Source organism: Arthrobacter sp. zg-Y179 (genome assembly GCF_020907345.1).
Classification (GTDB): Bacteria; Actinomycetota; Actinomycetes; order Actinomycetales; family Micrococcaceae; genus Arthrobacter_B; species Arthrobacter_B jinronghuae.
The window spans coordinates 417,342-436,927 of the sequence record NZ_JAJJOB010000008.1; the positions used below are offsets into that span (position 1 = coordinate 417,342).

Genomic DNA, 19,586 nt, shown 5'->3' on the forward strand with positions numbered 1-19,586 from the left:
GGTATCCGGAGGGCGCCCGCACGCGCAGTTGCCCTCCGGAGAATCTCAGTAGGCAAAGTCGAGGACATCGTCCTTCTTCTTTCCGGGGGTGCCGTCCGGATCGCCGCCGGGGGAATTCATCCCGCCCGTGGCGCCGTCATCGCCGCCCAGCAGGTCCGGCATCGCGGCCGGGACACCGCCGCGGACGAACTTGAACAGCAGCATCACCTCCACGATCAGCAGGGCCAGGTACACGACGGTGAAGGTTATGACGGAGAACAGCAGCTCCCCCATGCTCACACCGGGTGAGACGGCTGCCGCGGTGAACATAAACACGCCGTCGGAACCGGTGGGGTTCGGAGCCACCACAAACGGCTGGCGGCCCATTTCGGTGAAGATCCAGCCCGCGGAGTTGGCACCGAACGGCGCCAGGATGCCGAAGACGGCCAGGCGCATGAGCCACTTGGATTCGGGGACCGTGCCCTTGCGGACCGCCCAGAGAGCGTAGGCGGAGGCAATGGCGGCGATGCTGCCGAAGCCGATCATGATGCGGAAGCCCCAGTAGGTGACGGCGAAGTTCGGGGTGTAGTCGATCTCCGCCCCGGAGTTGGTGCCGTACATCTCGTCAGCGGGCAGATGCGTACCGTAATCGTCCTGGTACTGCTCCAGCAGGGTGTTCACGCCCCGGATTTCGGTATCGAAGTCACCGTTGGCGAGGAAGGACAGCATGCCCGGGATTTCGACCAGGGTATCCACGTCTTCACAGTTCTCCGCGCCCGGGTCGCCGATGGACAGGACGGAGAAGCCGGTGCCGTCATGGCACGCTGCCTCCGCCGCGGCCATCTTCATGGGCTGCTGCTCAAACATCAGCTTGCCCTGCAGGTCGCCGCTGACCGCGACGCCGGCAAAGGAGATCATGGCGACGACGGCGCCAATGCGCAGGGACCGCAGCCACACGGAATGGTCGGTCTTGTCGCGGCCGATTTCAGGCCGTTCACCCACCACCACGTTGCCCTTGGCATCCACGGTATCGATGCCGTCGCGGCGCCGCTTCCAGAGGTGGTACCAGGCGATGCCGATCAGGAACCCGCCGGCCACGGCGAAGGCGCCGAAGATGGTGTGCGGGAAGGCGACGAGGAGGGTGTTGTTGGTCAGGACGGCCCAGATGTCGTTCATGACCGGGCGGCCGTCCACCATTTCCACGCCGACGGGGTGCTGCATCCAGGAGTTGGCGGCAAGGATGAAGTACGCCGAGAGCATGGAGGCCAGTGTGGTGATCCACAGGCAGGCCAGGTGGACCTTCTTCGGCAGCCGTTTCCAGCCGAAGATCCAGAGTCCAAGGAACACCGATTCGGTGAAGAAGGCCAGCAGTGATTCCAGCGCCAGCGGGGCGCCGAAGACGTCGCCGACGAACCGGCTGTATTCACTCCACGCCATCCCGAACTGGAACTCCTGGACCAGGCCCGTGGCCAGGCCGAGGATGAAGTTGATGAGGAACAGCTTGCCCCAGAACTTCGTCATTCGAAGGTACTGCTCTTTGCCGGTGCGCACCCAGGCTGTCTGCATGGCTGCCACCACGATCCCCAGCCCAATGGTCAGCGGGACCATGAGGAAGTGGTAGACGGTCGTGATGCCGAACTGCCACCGGGCGATATCCAGTGCTTCCACGCTTACATGTCCTTCAACTTGAGGAACGAGTTCTACGCGTCGTAGAATTCCTTACTTCTACACAGCGTAGAACAACTGCGCGAAGATTTCTACGTGATGTAGAACAAACGGGGGAAACGCGGTACATTAGTAAGTCTGGACCCGATACAGGGGTCCGCCGGGGTCTCGATCGAAAAAGGATGCACATGGCAACGCTCGGTGAGCTGGAACGCGCAATGATGGATCTGCTGTGGGAATCAAACGACGCAGCAACCGCCAATGAACTCCGCGAGAAACTGGCGCAGCGCGAGGATTCCGCTGACGGCAAGGGCCTGGCTGTCACCACCGTGCTGACCGTGCTCTCCCGGCTGGAAAAGAAGTCGCTGGTCCAGCGTGAACGCGACATCCGCCCCCACCGCTACCGTGCCGTGACCAGCCGCGCCGAGCACACGGCCGAACTCATGCATGAGGCCCTCGGTACGGCCAATGACCGCGAAGCCGTGCTCGCCCGGTTCGTCGGTTCCGTCTCGGATACCGAGGCCGAAATGCTGCGCAGGCTGCTCGGCGCCTAGGCACCGGCACCTGCCGTGTTCTGGGCCTCCTACGCGTTGGCCGCGCTGGCGATCGTGCTGGCGTGGCCCGTTCCGATTCTTCTCTCGCGGGCAACCTGGCCCGCCCGCTCCCCCTTCACCGCCATGATCCTGTGGCAGGCGATAGCCCTTGCGGGCGGCCTCTCCATGATCGGCGCCATGCTCACCTGGGGCCTGGACCCGCTCGGGGACAATCTCCTGGCCGGACTGCACGGCTTGTGGCGGATCCTCCTGGAAGGCGCTCCGGCCAGCACCCTCGGACTGGTCCATGTGTTCGCGCTCAGCGCCGCGATGCTCCTGAGCGCCCATCTGGTGTTCACCCTGCTGCTGACGTACTACCGGATCCTCCGCGGCCGGCACCGGCACCGGGACATGCTCAACCTGCTCGGCTCCCCTTCCACTGACACGCCTGCCACGCTGGTCATCCAGCATCCAACCCCGGTGGCCTACTGCCTGCCCGGCGGTGCACGGTCCGTCACCGTCCTCTCTGACGGACTGTTGAACATGCTCTCCAAGGACGAGCTTTCCGCGGTGCTCACCCACGAACGCGCCCATCTGGCCCAGCACCACCACCTGCTGCTGTGGGCCTTCGCGGCCTGGCGTGCCGCCCTGCCGTGGCTGCCGACATCGATGCTGGCCCAGCGCTCGGTCAATGAGCTGATCGAGATGCTCGCCGATGACGAGGCGCTGCGGGAGGTGGACCGGATGACACTTGTCCGTGCCGTGGCAATTGTCGGATCCGGGTCCCCCGCGGTACCCGGGGCGCCCAAGCCCCCGGCCGAACAGCAGGAGCGCCTGCCCGTGACGTCCCCGCTGGCCTTGGGGGCACCGGAGGGGTCAGAGCCACTGGGTATTGCCGGCAGGCTCAGCCGGCTGCTTACGCCTCAGCGACCCCTGCCCCGCTGGCAGCAGTGGAGTGTGCTGTGCCTCTCGGCCCTCCTGCTGGCGGTGCCGACCACCCTGCTGATCGCCCCGGGGCTGCTGGATTAGGCCGGGACCCGCCTCGGTGAGGTGCGGACCCCCACCGGACCTGGCCCCCGCTAGGCGTCGATCCGGTCCCGGCTAGGCGTCGATCCGGTCCCGGTCCAGCATGGCCGCGCCGGCGATAATGAAGTCCTTGCGCGGTGCCACGTCGCTGCCCATCAGCAGCTCGAACGCCTGCTCGGCCGCAGCTGCCTCGGAGATCCGGACCCTCCGCAGGGTGCGGTGCCGGGGGTCCATGGTGGTTTCGGCCAGCTGGCCTGCATCCATTTCACCCAGGCCCTTGTAGCGCTGGATCGGTTCCTTGTAGCGCTTGCCTTCCTTTTCCAGACGGGCAAGGACCTGGTGCAGTTCCTTTTCGCTGTAGGTGTAGACCATCTCATTGCTCTTGGAACCGGCATTGATGACCTCCACCCGGTGCAGCGGCGGAACGGCCGCATAGACGCGTCCGGCATCCACCAGCGGGCGCATGTAGCGGAAGAACAGCGTGAGCAGCAGGGTCCGGATGTGCGCGCCGTCGACGTCTGCATCGGTCATGAAAATGACCTTGCCGTACCGGGCGGCGTCGAGCTGGAAGCTGCGGCCGGAGCCGGCCCCCACCACCTGGATCAGTGCTGCGCACTCGGCATTGGACAGCATGTCCGCCACGGACGCCTTCTGCACGTTCAGGATTTTGCCGCGGATGGGCAGCAGCGCCTGGTAGTCCGAGGACCGGGCAAGTTTCGCCGTGCCGAGGGCGCTGTCGCCTTCCACGATGAACAGTTCAGAGCGTTCCTGGTCATCGATCCGGCAGTCCGCCAGCTTGGCCGGCATGGTGGAGGTTTCCAGCGCGTTCTTCCGGCGCTGGGTCTCCTTGTGTACGCGAGCGGAGATCCGGGACTTCATCTCCGCCACTACCTTTTCCAGCAGCTGCGAAGACTGCGCCTTGTCGGCGCGCGCCGTGGAGTTCAGCCGGGCGGTGATTTCCTTCTCCACCACCTTGCTCACGATGGCCCTTACGGCGGAGGTGCCGAGGATTTCCTTGGTCTGGCCCTCGAACTGCGGTTCGGCGAGGCGGACCGTCAGCACCGCGGTGAGCCCCGCAAAGACATCGTCCTTTTCGATCTTGTCGTTGCCGGCCTTCAGTTTGCGGGCATTGGCTTCAATGACCTTGCGGAAGGTCTTCAGCAGGCCCTGCTCGAAGCCGGTCTGGTGCGTTCCGCCCTTGGGGGTGGCGATGATGTTCACGAACGAGCGGATATTGGTCTCGTAACCGATTCCCCAGCGCAGGGCGATATCCACCTCCGCCTCGCGTTCGATCTCGGTGATCCGGCTGTGTCCGCTTTCGTCGAGTACGGGCACGGATTCCTTGAACTTGCCGGAGCCGTGCAGGCGCCAGATATCAGTGACCGCGGCGTCGGCGGCCAGATAGTCGACGAACTCTGCGATCCCGCCGTCGTGGTGGAAGACTTCCTCCACGGGGCCGTTCTCGCCCGGGGTTCCGGGCAGGCGCCGTTCATCGCGCAGGGTGATGCGCAGCCCGGGGACCAGGAAGGACGTCTGGCGGGCGCGGGCCTGCAGCTCGGTGTAGGAGAATTTGGCGTCCGGCGTGAAGATCTGCCGGTCGGCCCAGTACCGGATGCGCGTGCCTGTGACGCCGCGCTTGGCCTTACCCACCACTTCAAGCCGTGAGCTGTCCAGGAAAGGAGAGAACTTGGCCTCGGGTCCGGGCTTTTTGCCCGTGTCGTCGAAGTGGCCGGGCTCGCCGCGGCGGAAGGCCATCTGGTACGTCTTCCCGGCCCGGTCCACCTGCACGTCGAGCCGGGAGGACAGGGCGTTGACCACGCTGGCGCCGACGCCGTGCAGGCCGCCGGAGGCCGCGTAGGACCCGCCGCCGAACTTGCCGCCGGCGTGGAGCTTGGTGAAAACGACTTCGACGCCGGAGAGTCCGGTTTTCGGTTCGATATCCACCGGGATGCCACGGCCGTCGTCGTGGATCTCCACGGAACCGTCCGGATGAAGGATGATCTTGATGCTCTGCCCAAAACCGGCCAGGGCTTCATCGACGGAGTTGTCGATGATTTCCCAGAGACAGTGCATCAGGCCCCGGGAGTCGGTGGACCCGATGTACATGCCGGGACGCTTGCGGACGGCCTCCAGTCCTTCCAGGACGGACAGGTGCCGGGCAGTGTAATCAGAACTAGGGGGCGCCACGTGCGTTGAAACTCCTTGGTGTCGGCTGTTTTGCCGGTAGAGAGATCCGGGAACAATCAGGGACTCCTACAAGGTTAATCCCCGGCGGTGACACTTCCGCCCAACGACTCAGTTGCGTGAGTTTGCCCACGGGGACCGCCCCGGAGGGTACGCGTAGAGCGAAAGGCGGGCCAACCTGCAAGGGACGGGGTGTCAAAGGTGGTTATATGAAGTATCAACACCCTTGAGGAGGCAACTCATGACAGCAGCAGTAGCAACCCGTGAGCTGAACAGCCTGGACCGCTGCGATCGTTGCGGCGCACAGGCATACGTACGTGCCGTACTGGAATCCTCCGGTGGGGAACTGCTTTTCTGCGGGCACCACGCCCGGGCGGTGGAGGCAAACCTTCGTCCGCTCACGTCGGAATGGCAGGATGAGACCTCGCGCCTGAACGAGAAGGCACCGGTCTCTGCAGAGTAAACGCGCAGTCGCCTGTTCGGTCAGCGATGCCACGGAGTAATGTCCGCGTCGACGCGGCGTACCAAGCTTGAAGAAGTCCCCTTCCGGGTCGGAAGGGGACTTCTTTTTGTCCAGCTGCATCTTGTTCCGCGGTGCGTGCCGCACGCAAACGGCACCCCGTCCGCGGATCGGGGTGCCGTTGGTGAAGCGGGTTGCCGGCTGACCGGCAGGTGCTTAATCCAGGTAGTCCCGCAGGACCTGCGACCGCGACGGGTGGCGCAGCTTGGACATGGTCTTGGACTCGATCTGGCGGATCCGCTCACGGGTCACGCCGTAAACCTTGCCGATTTCGTCCAGCGTCTTCGGCTGGCCGTCGGTGAGGCCGAAACGCATGGCAACCACGCCGGCTTCACGCTCGGACAGCGTGTCCAGCACTGAATGCAGCTGCTCCTGCAGCAGGGTGAAGCTGACCGCATCGGCGGGAACCACGGCTTCGGAATCCTCAATGAGGTCGCCGAACTCGGAGTCACCGTCTTCACCCAGCGGGGTGTGCAGGGAGATCGGCTCACGGCCGTACTTCTGCACCTCCACGACCTTTTCAGGGGTCATGTCCAGTTCCAGTGCCAGCTCTTCCGGAGCAGGCTCGCGGCCCAGGTCCTGGAGCATCTGGCGCTGTACGCGGGCCAGCTTGTTGATGACTTCCACCATGTGCACCGGGATGCGGATGGTGCGTGCCTGGTCTGCCATGGCGCGGGTGATGGCCTGGCGGATCCACCACGTGGCGTACGTGGAGAACTTGAAGCCCTTGGTGTAGTCGAACTTCTCTACGGCGCGGATGAGGCCAAGGTTGCCTTCCTGGATCAGGTCCAGGAACAGCATGCCGCGGCCGGTGTAGCGCTTGGCCAGCGAGACAACGAGGCGCAGGTTGGCTTCGAGCAGGTGGTTCTTGGCCCGCTTGCCGTCGTGGGACACCCACTGAAGCTCACGCTTGAGCTTCGGGTCCATGTCGGGATCCGCAGCCATCTTCTCTTCGGCGTACAGGCCGGCTTCGATCCGCAGTGCAAGGTCGACTTCCTGCTCGGCGTTCAGCAGGGCGACCTTACCGATCTGCTTCAGGTAGTCCTTGACCGGGTCAGCCGTGGCGCCGGCGGAGACGACCTGCTGGGCAGGCGCGTCGTCGTCGTCGGCATCCGAGTACACGAAACCGGATCCGGTGGGTGCTGCAGTGTCTGCAGCTTCGACGGCGTCTGCGTCCGGCTCTACGTCGGACTCAACCTCTTCATCAACCTCGGCTTTGGCGGCCTTGGCGGTCTTCGCAGCGGTCTTTCGTCCGGCTGCAGTGGTGCCGGCCTTCGCCGGAGCCTTCCGGGCCGCGGGCTTGCGGGGCGTCTTGGCAGCGGTCTTTTCGCCGGAAGCAGCCTCCTGGGCGGCCACCGCGGACGGGGCCTCAGTTGCGGCAGTGCGCTTATTTGCAGTGTCAGTCTCTTCGACTGCAGTTGTCTTTCTCGGCGACACAGAAAACCTTTCATACGGCGGGTTGTGGCACCGCCATTGGGGGCAACACCACTATGACCCTGTCAAGTCCGTGATTCTATCCAAGTGTTTCGGTTTGGCTTGCCGTCAGTACAACAAACCGTGCCGGTGTATTGTTCCGCGAGCCACAAGGACTGGCAGTTCAAAGGACACTTGATACACGAACCCGACCGGGTCTCGGTTCCCATTGTCGCACGTTTTCCGTCCCGCTACCGCACCGGCGCACCTTCTCGGCGCACTCCGCGGGCCTGTTCCACCGTACGGCTTTCCCCGCTGGTTCTCTTACCGCGCCGGTTCATCCGGGTCTCGGGCTAGCCATCCGGCGTGCCCGGCCACGACCCGTCCCGGGAGCCGGTCCAGTCCGGAAGGATCCCCGTGCCCAGCAGTTCGCGCAGCAGCAATGCAAGTCGGTAGCCGGGTCGCGCATCAAGCGCGTGCTGCAGATGGAGGTGGGCACGCGAGCCGCGCCCCCTGGCCCACTCCATCCAGGCGAGCAGCGAAAGCAGGGCCGCCTTGGCCTCTTGGTCCGCCGCGGGTACGAGATCCGAGAAAACGGCGTACGCCCGGTCCAGCAGGACCCAGTCCGGGGCACCCCCTCTGCCCACCAGGATGCTGCGGAAGTCCGCGGCTGCTTTGGACTGTCTTCGAGGGCGCGGGAGCAGGGGAACGATGCCGGATCCGTTCACGCCCTGGTCTGCGGCCCCGGGAAGGACAACAGGATGGACCTGGCGGCGGACCATGCCGTTGGCCTCTGCGCCGAAAACGGCTGCGGCGTGGCCCGCAGCCGTCTGGACAAGCAGGGCATCACGGATACCGCGGTCGCAGAGGCTGGCCAGGAGAAACCCGGCACATTCGGAATCGCGGTGCAGCCGGTTCCGGGAACCCGCGTCCGGCTCGGTTGTATCTTCGGCATACGGGGCAGCACCGGCCTCGAGGCCGTGGTCTGCGAAACATCTGCCCCACAACTCCAGGGTGCGGCGGAACTGCTCCCGTTCGCACCAATGTGCAGCCATTTGCTCCCCGAAGCGTGTCTGGCTCATCCCTACCTCGTCCCGGTTGGGCCACTGCGCCGGGAAAGATTCCCCCACCGCCTTTTCCAGCGATGCCGCGAAAGCACTCCCCCGGTACACCAGTTCCGTGTTCAGCATGCTGTCTGCAATCTGCGATCTGGGCGCCCCCGGCCAGGGGCAGCAGTCCGGTTGGGTGCAGAAGTAGTCCCGCCAGGTGTCCGGCCCTACCAGCCAGCCATCCTGCAGCGGGATGCCGGCGGCGGCCAGGTCCTTCTCCAGACGGCGGACCAACGGCCGGTAGGGCGGATGCGCCGGGTCTTTCCATGGCAGGTCCGTATACAGTGCCAGCAGCACGCCGTCAGCCTCGGTGTCCGAGGCCAGGAACCGGCAGGCTGTGGCGGCATAGGCGGCGTTCGCCCCTTTGGCCGCGGGCCCCGGCCGCGGCCCCTTGCCCGGCGGGAGGTCCACCCGCAGCGTCGCACCGAGCCGGCCACCGCAGAGTGCCATCAGCACCAGGGACTCGCGGGGCTCGAAGCCCAAAGTGTGTGGAATCAGGCTGAGGATGTCAGCCGGAGCGTTGACGCGGTAGGGGTTCCGCGAAGTGCCATTGGCCGGTTCTGTGCTCATGGCCCAAGGTTCCCCGGGAATCCTCGGTCGCTGCAGGGCAGGCCCGGCATCTGTGCACCCGGCGCCGGCGGAGCCGCCTCGTCGGCACCGGTGGAGGAAAAGTGGCCGCCCGCGGGCGTGGCAGACAGGAGGGCCCGCCGGGCGGCCGCGGAGGGATCATTTCCAGCGGAACACCTTCGCGGCCACTACGGTGCATGAAGCGGTCCAGAAGAGCATAACGAGGAAGGGAGCGGCCGTCACGGTTCCTCCGTACCAGGCGCCGGTCAGTGCCTGGGTCATGGAACCGAGGGGTGTGAAGGATGCAACCTGCCGGACACCTTCCGGCATCAGCGGCCCGGGCGTCCATAATCCGGCGGTGAACATGCACCCCATAAACACCAGGAATCCGATGCCGTAGGCGTTCTGGGCGGTCCCGGCGAGGGCAGCGATGAGCGATCCGACGGCCATCATGGCGGCAACGCCGAAAACCACCACGAGGACAACCAGTCCGGGACTGCTCGGCATCCGGCTGTCGAAGGCAATCCTGGCGAGCAGGACGGTGACGGTCACCGCGACGGCGAGCGCTGCGCCGCTGACGGTCCATTGGGCGAACAGGATGCGGTGCGCGCCGACCGGCGTCACGCCCAGCCGACGCAGCACTCCGGTCTCCCGGTAACCGCTGATCGCGGACGGGTAATTGGTTACCGCCACACTGGCCAGTGCCACCGCTATGGACAGCGGCACGAGCAGGTCAATGGGGCGCAGGGCAGCATAGACGGGGTCCGTGCCTCCCATCGGGACCCGCGTGTTGGGAATGACAAAGCCCTGGAGCAGCAGAATGGCCGAGGGCAGCACCAATGCCATGAAAATGCTCACCGGGTTGCGCAGATACAGTGTGGCTTCAGTGCGCGTCAGGGCTCCCAGCGCTCGCATGCTCCACCTTTCCCTTCAGTCGGCTGCCGTCTGCTCGATGAAGGCCAGATACGCATCCTCGAGAGCACCGGGCTCAGCGGCGTTCCTGCTGGAAACGGCGAGCAGCTCCGCCGGTGTGCCCACGAACCGTGTCCGGCCGGCGTCGATAATCGCCAGGCGGTCACAGAGGCGCTCGACGTCGTCAAGGTAGTGGGTGACGAGGACAACCGTGATGCCGCCGTCCTTCACCCGTTGAATCAGCTGCCGCACGTCGCGCCTGCCTTGCGGGTCCAGCCCCGTGGTCAGCTCGTCGAACACGACCACGTCGGGATTGCCGATGAGCGCGAGGGCAATCGAGAGTCGCTGCTTCTGCCCGCCTGAGAGCTTGCCGAAGGGGCGTTTGCGGTGTTCGTGCAGCCCGACGGTGCGCAGCAGTTCCGGCACGTCGGCAGGTGCAGGGTAAAAAGCGGCAAACAGCCGCAGCGCCTCCTCCACGCGCAGGGCGGGAGGCAGAGCGGCGGCCTGGAGTTGATAGCCGACCCGCTCGCGTACGGTTCGCCGGTCAGCCGCAGGATCCACGCCCAGTACGGTGATGCGTCCGCCGTCGGGCCGCAGGGTGCCGGCTACGCACTCCACCGTTGTGGTCTTGCCGGCGCCGTTGGGACCGAGGATTCCGAAGGCTTCACCAGCCTCAATCGAAAACGTGACGTCCTCCAGCGCCGCGACGTTCCGGAAAGCCTTGGATATCCCGCTCACGCTCACCACTGTGCCGGCAGGCACCTGCGCCCTGGTCATGCGGATCATTTTGGCGGCGGGGCCGCGCAAGGGTCAAGGGTGGAGGGCGCCCGCGGCCCTACTGCGGACCGGGACCTCCGCGTTCCCCGCGGCGGCGCTGCCGTTCGCGGGCCAGTGCGGCACGGAGCGGCGGCAGCGGGGATCCTTCATCGGCCAGCCGCGAGCGGATCTGCCCCCGGGTCCGGAGAATGCCCATGACTCCTACCGCCATCACGGCAAACTGCACGGACAGGGCTATCCGGAAGGAGTCCAGGGCGTACAGGTTCCCCCCTGAAAAGCCGCTGTTATTCAGCACATCCAGCACCACGCCGATCAGGTACATGCTGACCAGCGAGGCAATGAAGCCGCCGATGTTCACAATCCCGGTGGCGGTTCCCAACCGGGCACTGGGGTTGTAGGTCCGGGCAAAGTCGAAGCCGATCATGGAGCCGGGGCCGCCGATGGCGAGCAGTGCCACGAGGAGGACCAACAGCCACAGCGGCGCCGGGCCGGGATAAAGCAGCACGGCGGCCCACCCTGCCGCCATGGCGCCGGCGATCAGCAGCACCATAGTGGAGCGGCGCAGCGGGTGCCTGCCCACCCAGGACCCCATCCACGGCCCGCAGACAATCGCGACCACCACGAAGAAAGTCATGAGGCCCGATGCGACGGCGGGCGACACGCCTTCGGCGCTGACCAGGTAGGGGAACCCCCACATCATGACGAAGACCGTGCCGGGGAACTGCACGGTGTAATGGGTCCACATGCCCAGGCGCGTCCCCGGCTGCGCGAACGCCTCCGCCAGTGACGTGCCGGTCTGCCGCAGGGGCAGCGGGACGGGCGCCTCACCGCCGGCCGGCCGGTTCCGCACGCAGGCCAAGGTCAGGACCAGGGCAAGCAGCGACAGGGAGGCCGCGGAGACGAAGGCCGTGCTCCACCCGAAACGGTGCAGCACATAGGCGAATGGAATGGCGCTGGCAATCTGCCCCAACTGGCCGACAATGCCGGTGTACTGGGTCAGGACGGGGATTTTCCTGCCGGAGAACCAGGCCGGAAGGAGCCGCAGCACGGAGATGAAGGTCAGTGCGTCGCCGGCACCCACAAGGGAACGCCCGAGGATTCCGGCGCCGACGGATTCGGCAGCAGCCAGCTGGAGCTGTCCGGCAAACATCAGCGCCGCTCCCCCGGCGATCAGCAGCCGCGGGCCGAAGCGGTCCACCAGCACCCCTACGGGTATCTGCAGCCCCGCATAGACCAGCAGCTGCACCACCGTAAAGACGGACAGGACGGAGGCGGTGGCCGAGAAGCGCTCAGTGGCTTCGATGCCGGCCACGCCGAACGAAGTCCGCTGGGTCACCGCCACCATGTAGGCGAAGACGCCCACACCCCAGACGATCCAGGCCCGTGTGCCGTTCATCGGCCCACCTGCCCGGGACATGGCCGGGGACAGCAGCCGGGACGCGCGGCGTCAGGCCGTGCCGGTCCGCCCGTTCCCGTCGTCGCTGCCGTGGCCCTCAACCGTGCCCTCGGTCGCATCCGGTTCATTCTCCTGGTCCGCGTTATCGCTCGGTTCGCTGTTCTCGGCGTCATGCTGGTTCTCGGGCCACAGGGCCTCGGATTCTTCTTCGGCCTGCGGGCTGGCCAGGTAGGCCTCCACAGCCGCTCCGATTTCCTCGGCGTCTGCCAGCTCGTCGTTGCCCTTGACCAGCAGGGAGCGCCGGACGGTGCTTTCGGTGTACTGGTCGTAACGCTTCTCGAGGGTTGCCACTACGCCCTTGACCTCCGCAGATGCCTCCACCTGTTCGGTGATCTGCCGTTCCACGTCCCGGCCTGCCTCGCGGAGTCGGTCCGTCGGCAGCACCAGCGAGGCGGCGGCGCCGAGGTACTCGAGTCCGGCGACGGCTGCGGGCGGGAACTCCGCCTCGGCCAGGTAGTGCGGTACGTGCACCACGTGACCGACGACGTCGACCCCTGCCTCGACCAGCCGGAGCTCCAGGACGTGTCCGACGGCGGCCTGAACCTGCGCGATCGGCGTCCAGGAGCTGATCCCTTCCACCAGGTCGGGCCGGTTGCCGTGCGTGGTGACGCCAATCGGGCGGGTATGCGGGACGGGCATCGGAATCGAATGGACCCAGCAGACCAGGGCCACGTCGAAGGCCTTCACCAAATGCACTACGGCCGCCGTGAAACGTTCCCATTGCAGGTCCGGTTCGAATCCGGTCAGGAACAGGAACGGCTCCCCCAGCCCGTCATACATCCGGTGCAGCTCAAGCCGCGGCGGCTCGTAGTCGCTGAGGTGGTCCTCGATAAAGGAAATCTGCGGCCGGCGGTTGCGGTAGTCGATCAGCTGGTCCGAGTCGAACGTCGCCACCAGGTCATGGTCCAGGGCATCAAACAACTCATCCCGGATCTGGCTGACCACGTGGCCGGCCTCGGCGAAGCCGGTGAAACCGACCAGGAGCTTCAAGCCGGAGAGGTCCCCGGATTCCGCGACCTCCGGATTCAGATTAAACAGGGTCAACGGATCCAGCATGTCTTACCCCTCCCGGGAACTCATGTGCGCTCTCGGCACAGGAAGGTGACGACCGGTGATTCCGGCTGCTTTAAACCGTTGCTGTGCCCTTACTCAAGGGTAAACGTCCGGACGCGTGCGTTTCATTCCGGGACCGGGACCGGCCCTTGTTCCTTAGCCCCTGCGCAGCAGCTAAGGAGCAACGTTGCGGCATGCGGGCGTTCTTCAGACTACGATCGGTGTGGTAAACGCAGAGCAACACAGAAACGTGAGGAAGCAGCTTCGTGAACAAAGCCAGTGAACCCAGCCTGTCGGCAGTATCCAGGGACGGGCGGAAGGTTGCCGCCAGCGCACTCGTGATCGGCGTCGGCCAGACCCCCGACGGCCCGGTCCTGATCGAAAGCCCGCTTTCCCCCAAGGCGTCTGCCGCCCTGACTGCTTCCCTGCCGCTGCTCGGCGTCACCGGTGCCGTTGACGAAGTCCACCGCCTGCCCGGCCTGCCCGAGGCCGACGCCGACATGCTGGTCCTTACCGGCCTCGGCAAGGTTTCGGCCGGCGTCGCCCTGACCGAGGAAGCACTGCGCCGCGCCGCAGGATCGGCCGTCCGCCAGATTGCCGGCACCGGGTCCGTCGCCCTCGCACTGCCGGCCGGCACCGTGGCCGATGCCGCCGCCGTCGCCGAAGGTGCCCTGTTCGGCGCCTACAGCTTCACCGAACACCGGAGCGCCGCCACCGCGGACAAGGTTCCGGCGCCGGTTTCCGAAATCACCGTCATCACTGCAGCCGCTGACGAGAAGGGCCTCAAGCCGGCCCTCGAACGCGCCCGCATCCTCGGCCGCGCGGTCAACGCCACCCGGACCCTGGTCAACCAGCCGCCGAGCCACCTCTATCCGGAGACCTTCGCCGCCGCCGCCAAGGACCTGGCCAAGTCGCTGCCCGTAAAGGTCACCGTGATGGACGAAAAGAAGCTGGAACGCGAAGGTTTCGGCGGCATCCTCGGGGTGGGCAAGGGATCGGCCCGTCCCCCGCGCCTGGTCAAGCTCGAATACGCGCCGCTGCGTTCGAAGGCCAAGCTGGCACTCGTCGGCAAGGGCATCACCTTCGACTCCGGCGGACTGTCCCTCAAGCCGGCCGCCGGCATGGAGGCGATGAAGTCGGACATGGGCGGGGCCGCCGTCGTACTGAACGCCCTGCTGGCCATCGCCGAACTGGGGCTTCCCATCAAGGTGACCTCCTGGCTCTGCATTGCCGAGAACATGCCCTCGGGCACGGCACAGCGTCCCTCCGACGTAATGACCACCTACGGCGGCCGCACCGTTGAGGTCCTGAACACGGACGCCGAAGGCCGGCTGGTGATGGCCGACGGTCTTGTGGCCGCCAGCGAGGAAGCCCCCGACGCGATCATCGACGTCGCGACGCTGACCGGTGCCCAGATGATTGCGCTGGGCAGGCGCGTCTCCGCAGTCATGGGTGAAGAAGGCGTTCGGGACGCCGTCAAGGCAGCTGCGGACCGGGCCGGCGAGCTGTTCTGGCCGATGCCGATTCCGGAGGAGCTGCGGGCGAGCCTGGATTCCCAGGTGGCGGATATCGCCAACCACGGGGAGCGTTTCGGCGGCATGATGACCGCCGCCACGTTCCTGCGGGAATTCGTCGGCGAAGTCAACGGAACCAAGATCCCGTGGGCACACCTGGACATCGCGGGACCGGCTTTCAACGACAGCGCCCCCTACGGCTACACCCCCAAGGAAGGCACCGGCGTTGCCGTCCGCACCCTGGTGGCCTATGCCGAAGACGTCGTAGCGCGCGCCTCATAGCATCCAATACGGTTCCGTGAAACGGAACTGACGCTTGTGGCAGGTGTTTCTCATTACACTTCGCCCCCTACCGCCTGTGTTCAAGTGGATGCCGGTGGTAGGGGGCGATAGGGTGAGGACTGATCACAAACGCCCAACAACTCATCGGCGCGCATGGGCGCGTCAACGAATACGCGAGGGAGCGTCCAAGTGGCCGATAAGGCAGCTGCGCAAGAGTTCGACATCCTGATCCTCGGCGGAGGCAGCGGCGGCTACGCCGCGGCACTGCGCTCCGTGGAGCTGGGATTCTCCGTAGGTCTGATTGAAAAGGGGAAGCTGGGCGGGACCTGCCTTCACAACGGCTGCATCCCCACCAAGGCTCTGCTGCACTCCGCTGAAATCGCGGAGAACGCCAAGACGGCCTCGAAGTACGGCATCAATGCCACCTTCGACTCCATCGACATGACTGCTGTGAACTCCTACAAGGACAACATCATTGCGGGCAAGTTCCGCGGCCTGCAGGGCCTGATCAAGTCCAAGGGCATCACGGTCATCGAGGGCGAGGGCAAGCTCACCAGCGAAAAGACCATCGAGGTCAACGGCGAGACCTACACCGGCAAGAACATCATCCTGGCCACCGGTTCCTACTCCCGTTCACTGCCGGGCCTGGAAATCGGCGGCAAGGTCATCACCTCCGACCAGGCCCTGAAGATGGACACCGTGCCCAAGAGCGCGGTCATCCTCGGCGGCGGCGTCATCGGCGTCGAATTCGCCTCGGTCTGGAACTCCTTCGGCGTCGACGTCACCATCGTCGAAGGCCTGCCCTCCCTGGTTCCCAACGAAGACGCAGCCATCATCAAGCAGCTTGAACGCGCCTACAAGAAGCGCGGCATCAAGTTCAGCACCGGCATCTTCTTCGACAACGTCCAGCAGAACGACGACGGCGTCGTCGTCACCCTGGCCGACGGCAAGACCTTCGAAGCCGACCTGCTGCTCGTTGCCGTGGGCCGCGGTCCCGTCACCGCCAACCTGGGCTACGAAGAAGCCGGACTGACCATGGACCGCGGCTTCGTTATCACCAACGACCGCCTGCACACCGGCGTCGGCAACATCTACGCCGTGGGCGACATTGTTCCCGGCCTGCAGCTGGCCCACCGCGGCTTCCAGCAGGGCATCTTCGTTGCCGAGGAAATCGCCGGCCTGAAGCCCGTTGTGGTTGACGACGTCAACATCCCCAAGGTCACCTACTGCGAGCCGGAAATCGCCTCCGTCGGCCTGACCGAAGCCAAGGCCAAGGACAAGCTGGGTGCCGAGAACGTTGAGGTCCAGGAGTACAACCTGGCCGGCAACGGCAAGACCTCCATCCTCGGTTCCTCCGGCCTCATCAAGATGGTCCGCGAGAAGGACGGCCCCATCGTGGGTGTGCACATGATCGGCGGCCGTATCGGCGAGCAGATCGGCGAAGCCCAGTTGATCGTCAACTGGGAGGCGTACCCTGAGGATATTGCCAGCCTGATCCACGCTCACCCGACGCAGAACGAAGCGCTGGGCGAAGCCGCTATGGCACTGGCCGGCAAGCCCCTTCACGGTTAACACCTAAGATTCACTTCCCCGGGCCGCACCGCCTCTGCGGCTGCGGCCCGGGGGAAATCATCACCAGCACCAGCGGCACGGCTGGTCACAAAAGATCTAACAAGGAGAAACGGGGACAATATGTCTGAAACCGTGAACTTACCAGCCCTCGGTGAAAGCGTCACCGAAGGCACCGTCACCCGCTGGCTGAAGAACGTGGGCGACCGCGTCGAGGTCGACGAGCCCCTGCTCGAGGTATCCACCGACAAGGTCGACACCGAGATCCCCTCCCCCGTTGCCGGCGTCATCGAGGAAATCCTCGTGGCCGAAGACGAAACCGCCGAGGTCGGCGCAGCACTCGTGCGCATCGGCGACGGTTCCGGCTCCGGCGAACAGCTGGACGACGGCGGCAGCGCCGCCAACCAGGAAGCTCCCGCCCAGGAGGCTCCGGCCGAAGAAGCCCCTGCGGCCGAAGAGGCTCCGGCTGCTGAAGAAGCTCCCGCGGAGAGCGGCTCCGGCGAAGGCACCGAGGTCACCCTCCCCGCCCTCGGCGAGTCCGTCACCGAAGGCACCGTCACCCGCTGGCTTAAAGCCGTCGGCGACGACGTCGAAATGGACGAGCCGCTGCTCGAGGTTTCCACCGACAAGGTCGACACCGAGATCCCGTCCCCGGTCGCCGGCAAGCTGCTGGAAATCCGGGTCAATGAAGACGACACCGCCGAGGTCGGTTCCGTACTGGCCGTCATCGGATCCGGTGCTGCTGCCCCCGCAAAGGCCGAGCCCAAGGGAGCCGAGCCCGTAGCGGCCGCTTCCAAGGACGAGCGCGAAGCGCCGGCCGTCGAGCCGGAAAAGAAGGAAGAGCCCAAGCAGGAGGCTCCGAAGGCTGAGGCTCCCAAGCAGGAAGCCCCGAAGGCTGAGGCTCCGAAGCAGGAAGCCCCGAAGGCTGAAGCTCCCAAGCAGGAGGCTTCCAGCGGGTCCAACGACGGCGGCACCTACGTGACCCCGCTGGTGCGCAAGCTCGCCAACGAACACGGCGTCGACCTGTCCAGCATCAAGGGTTCCGGCGTTGCCGGACGCATCCGCAAGCAGGACGTGCTGGAAGCCGCTGAGGCCAAGAAGGCCGCCTCGCAGCAGCCCGCCGCGTCCGCCCCGGCAGCCTCCGCGGCCCCCGAAAAGGCAGCACCGGCGCAGATCAGCGAAGCCAGCGCGAAGCTCCGCGGCACCACGGTCAAGGCACCGCGCATCCGCCAGACCATCGCGCGCCGCATGCGCGAGTCCCTGGAGGAGTCGGCACAGCTGACCCAGGTGCACGAGGTCGACATGACCCGCATTGCAGCCCTGCGCCAGAAGGCCAAGGGCAACTTCCAGCAGCAGAACGGCGCGAAGCTCACCTTCCTGCCGTTCATTGCCAAGGCAGTTGTCGAGGGCCTGAAGCAGCACCCGGTCCTCAACGCCTCGTACAACAACGAGACGCAGGAAATCACGTACCACGACGCCGAGCACCTCGCGATTGCCGTGGACACCGAAAAGGGCCTGCTGGTTCCGGTCATCAACGATGCCGGCGACCTCAACATCACCGGGCTGGCCAAGAAGATTGCCGACGTCGGCAGCCGTACGCGCAACAACAAGATCGGCCCCGACGAGCTCTCCGGCGGAACGTTCACCATCACGAACATCGGCAGCGTCGGAGCCCTCTTCGACACGCCGATCATCAACCAGCCGCAGGTCGGCATCCTGGGCACCGGCGCGATCGTCAAGCGTCCCATGGTTGTCACCGACGCCGAGGGCAATGACAACATTGCCATCCGTTCGATGATGTACCTCTCCCTGACGTACGACCACCGCCTGGTGGACGGCGCCGATGCAGGCCGCTTCCTGCAGACGCTGAAGGCACGCCTGGAAGAAGGCAACTTCGAGGCAGACCTGGGACTCTAGTCCCGGTTCCGCTTAGACAGGGCGCTCTCCCGTTACCGGGAGGGCGCCCTGCTCCGTTTCTCCGGGCCGGCGGATCCTCCGGAGACTTCTCTACATGTTGTAGAAAAGTTATCTGGCCCCGGTGCTTTCCCCAGGGTTCCCGACTTCCAGTCGGTAAACTGGCCCTATGGACTTCCTTCACAGCTTCCTTGTTTTCCTGCACATCCTCGGCGCAGCCATCATTGTGGGCATCTGGTTTGCCCGCATCAAGAATCCGACGGTGCTGCCCGGCCAGTTCCACGCAGCACTGCTGCAGCTGGTCACCGGCCTGGCACTGGTGGCGCTGAATGAGATGGGCGACGGCGACGTCAACCACCTGAAGGTGGGCATCAAGCTGCTGATCACCCTGGTGATTGCCGTACTGGCCTTCATCGGACAGCGCCGCTACAAGAAGGACGAGCCGGTGTCCTCCGGACTCGCAAACGGCGTGGGCATCCTCGCGGTCATCAACATTGCCGTAGCCACTATGTGGTAGTCCGCACAACAGCGGAAATAGGATGGGATGGTGCGCCGGCTTGTTGCCGGTCCCGTCCCATCACTGTTTAAGGAGACCCCCATGTCTACAGTCCGTTCAGCCCATACCGTTTGGAACGGCGACCTCTTCAACGGCAAGGGAGACGTCACCCTCGACTCCTCCGGACTCGGCACCTACGACGTCACGTGGAAGGCCCGCGCCGAAGAAGCCAACGGCAAGACCAGCCCTGAGGAACTTATTGCTGCTGCCCACTCGGCCTGCTTCTCCATGGCCTTCAGCAACGCGCTTGCCGAGGCAGGCAAGACGGCGGAGCGGATCTCCACATCCGCTGACGTGACCTTCGTTCCGGGCACGGGCATCACCGGCAGCCACCTCAAAGTCACCGCCGTCGTCCCCGGCCTGACGGCGGAGCAGTTTGACGACATTGCCGAGTCGGCGAAGACCGGCTGCCCGGTCTCGCAGGCACTGACCGGCATCGAGATCACCATGGACGCGACGCTCGAGTCCTAGCAGCCCGCTCTCCGCAGCACAGAGGGGCCCCCGGTTGGGTGGGGCCACGGGGCCCGCGGTGCGGCGGGTCGGGCCCCTACCCCAAT

General features: G+C 65.6%; 16 protein-coding genes. 8 read left to right on the forward strand and 8 right to left on the reverse strand.

Going from position 1 to position 19,586, the window contains the following annotated elements:
* Positions 1 to 45: 45 nt before the first annotated feature.
* The gene (locus tag LOC56_RS10660) at positions 46 to 1,647 is read right to left on the reverse strand and encodes a cytochrome ubiquinol oxidase subunit I (protein ID WP_229952230.1); all 1,602 of its coding nucleotides are present in this window, start codon (positions 1,645 to 1,647) and stop codon (positions 46 to 48) included.
* A gap of 185 nt (positions 1,648 to 1,832) precedes the next feature.
* On the opposite strand from LOC56_RS10660, the gene LOC56_RS10665 reads away from it, so the two are divergent.
* Both LOC56_RS10665 and LOC56_RS10670 read left to right on the forward strand, forming a co-directional pair.
* Complete coding sequence (locus LOC56_RS10665) at positions 1,833 to 2,198, forward strand: BlaI/MecI/CopY family transcriptional regulator (RefSeq protein ID WP_229952231.1); 366 nt, start codon at positions 1,833 to 1,835, stop codon at positions 2,196 to 2,198.
* A gap of 15 nt (positions 2,199 to 2,213) precedes the next feature.
* A complete protein-coding gene (locus LOC56_RS10670; protein ID WP_229952232.1) occupies positions 2,214 to 3,206 on the forward strand; it encodes a M56 family metallopeptidase in 993 nt (330 codons plus the stop codon).
* Between the two features lie 72 nt (positions 3,207 to 3,278).
* On the opposite strand, the gene LOC56_RS10675 is transcribed toward LOC56_RS10670, so the two are convergent.
* Complete coding sequence (locus LOC56_RS10675) at positions 3,279 to 5,390, reverse strand: DNA gyrase/topoisomerase IV subunit B (RefSeq protein ID WP_227922482.1); 2,112 nt, start codon at positions 5,388 to 5,390, stop codon at positions 3,279 to 3,281.
* Between the two features lie 238 nt (positions 5,391 to 5,628).
* On the opposite strand from LOC56_RS10675, the gene LOC56_RS10680 reads away from it, so the two are divergent.
* Positions 5,629 to 5,850 (forward strand): DUF7455 domain-containing protein, encoded by a 222-nt coding sequence (locus LOC56_RS10680; RefSeq protein WP_146362357.1) that lies wholly within the window; start codon positions 5,629 to 5,631, stop codon positions 5,848 to 5,850.
* Positions 5,851 to 6,063: 213 nt separating this feature from the next.
* Here the strand turns inward: LOC56_RS10680 and LOC56_RS10685 are convergent, their stop codons facing one another.
* From LOC56_RS10685 to LOC56_RS10710, 6 genes are all read right to left on the reverse strand, one after another.
* Positions 6,064 to 7,344 (reverse strand): RNA polymerase sigma factor, encoded by a 1,281-nt coding sequence (locus LOC56_RS10685; protein WP_229952233.1) that lies wholly within the window; start codon positions 7,342 to 7,344, stop codon positions 6,064 to 6,066.
* Positions 7,345 to 7,673: 329 nt separating this feature from the next.
* Complete coding sequence (locus tag LOC56_RS10690) at positions 7,674 to 8,999, reverse strand: DUF4192 family protein (RefSeq protein WP_229952234.1); 1,326 nt, start codon at positions 8,997 to 8,999, stop codon at positions 7,674 to 7,676.
* 156 nt (positions 9,000 to 9,155) lie between these two features.
* Entirely contained in the window at positions 9,156 to 9,911 is a 756-nt protein-coding gene (locus LOC56_RS10695; protein ID WP_229952235.1) for an ABC transporter permease, read from the reverse strand.
* Positions 9,912 to 9,926: 15 nt separating this feature from the next.
* On the reverse strand, positions 9,927 to 10,685 hold the full coding sequence (locus tag LOC56_RS10700; protein ID WP_229952236.1) for an ABC transporter ATP-binding protein: 759 nt from the start codon (positions 10,683 to 10,685) through the stop codon (positions 9,927 to 9,929).
* Between the two features lie 58 nt (positions 10,686 to 10,743).
* Positions 10,744 to 12,081 (reverse strand): MFS transporter, encoded by a 1,338-nt coding sequence (locus LOC56_RS10705; protein WP_229952237.1) that lies wholly within the window; start codon positions 12,079 to 12,081, stop codon positions 10,744 to 10,746.
* Between the two features lie 51 nt (positions 12,082 to 12,132).
* Positions 12,133 to 13,197: a proteasome assembly chaperone family protein gene (locus LOC56_RS10710; RefSeq protein ID WP_442860096.1), complete on the reverse strand. Its 1,065-nt coding sequence runs from the start codon at positions 13,195 to 13,197 to the stop codon at positions 12,133 to 12,135.
* A gap of 263 nt (positions 13,198 to 13,460) precedes the next feature.
* On the opposite strand from LOC56_RS10710, the gene LOC56_RS10715 reads away from it, so the two are divergent.
* The 5 genes from LOC56_RS10715 to LOC56_RS10735 all read left to right on the forward strand — a co-directional run bounded on the left by LOC56_RS10715 (position 13,461) and on the right by LOC56_RS10735 (position 19,500).
* The gene (locus tag LOC56_RS10715) at positions 13,461 to 14,990 is read left to right on the forward strand and encodes a leucyl aminopeptidase (protein WP_229952238.1); all 1,530 of its coding nucleotides are present in this window, start codon (positions 13,461 to 13,463) and stop codon (positions 14,988 to 14,990) included.
* A gap of 189 nt (positions 14,991 to 15,179) precedes the next feature.
* A complete protein-coding gene (gene lpdA / locus LOC56_RS10720; protein WP_229952239.1) occupies positions 15,180 to 16,562 on the forward strand; it encodes a dihydrolipoyl dehydrogenase in 1,383 nt (460 codons plus the stop codon).
* A 120-nt stretch (positions 16,563 to 16,682) separates the two neighbouring features.
* Complete coding sequence (gene sucB / locus LOC56_RS10725; RefSeq protein WP_229952240.1) at positions 16,683 to 18,476, forward strand: 2-oxoglutarate dehydrogenase, E2 component, dihydrolipoamide succinyltransferase; 1,794 nt, start codon at positions 16,683 to 16,685, stop codon at positions 18,474 to 18,476.
* Positions 18,477 to 18,642: 166 nt separating this feature from the next.
* On the forward strand, positions 18,643 to 18,990 hold the full coding sequence (locus tag LOC56_RS10730) for a hypothetical protein (RefSeq protein WP_227922504.1): 348 nt from the start codon (positions 18,643 to 18,645) through the stop codon (positions 18,988 to 18,990).
* Positions 18,991 to 19,071: 81 nt separating this feature from the next.
* Entirely contained in the window at positions 19,072 to 19,500 is a 429-nt protein-coding gene (locus LOC56_RS10735) for an OsmC family protein (protein ID WP_229952241.1), read from the forward strand.
* Positions 19,501 to 19,586: the final 86 nt, after the last annotated feature.

Excerpts from the sequence above, each read along its gene's own strand:
- LOC56_RS10665 (WP_229952231.1), top strand. The coding sequence starts at position 1,833 with ATGGCAACGCTCGGTGAGCTGGAACGCGCAATGATGGATCTGCTGTGG.
- LOC56_RS10680 (WP_146362357.1), top strand. The coding sequence starts at position 5,629 with ATGACAGCAGCAGTAGCAACCCGTGAGCTGAACAGCCTGGACCGCTGC.
- LOC56_RS10690 (WP_229952234.1), bottom strand. The coding sequence starts at position 8,999 with ATGAGCACAGAACCGGCCAATGGCACTTCGCGGAACCCCTACCGCGTC.
- LOC56_RS10695 (WP_229952235.1), bottom strand. The coding sequence starts at position 9,911 with ATGCGAGCGCTGGGAGCCCTGACGCGCACTGAAGCCACACTGTATCTG.
- LOC56_RS10700 (WP_229952236.1), bottom strand. The coding sequence starts at position 10,685 with ATGACCAGGGCGCAGGTGCCTGCCGGCACAGTGGTGAGCGTGAGCGGG.
- LOC56_RS10705 (WP_229952237.1), bottom strand. The coding sequence starts at position 12,081 with ATGAACGGCACACGGGCCTGGATCGTCTGGGGTGTGGGCGTCTTCGCC.
- LOC56_RS10710 (WP_442860096.1), bottom strand. The coding sequence starts at position 13,197 with ATGCTGGATCCGTTGACCCTGTTTAATCTGAATCCGGAGGTCGCGGAA.
- sucB (WP_229952240.1), top strand. The coding sequence starts at position 16,683 with ATGTCTGAAACCGTGAACTTACCAGCCCTCGGTGAAAGCGTCACCGAA.
- LOC56_RS10730 (WP_227922504.1), top strand. The coding sequence starts at position 18,643 with ATGGACTTCCTTCACAGCTTCCTTGTTTTCCTGCACATCCTCGGCGCA.
- LOC56_RS10735 (WP_229952241.1), top strand. The coding sequence starts at position 19,072 with ATGTCTACAGTCCGTTCAGCCCATACCGTTTGGAACGGCGACCTCTTC.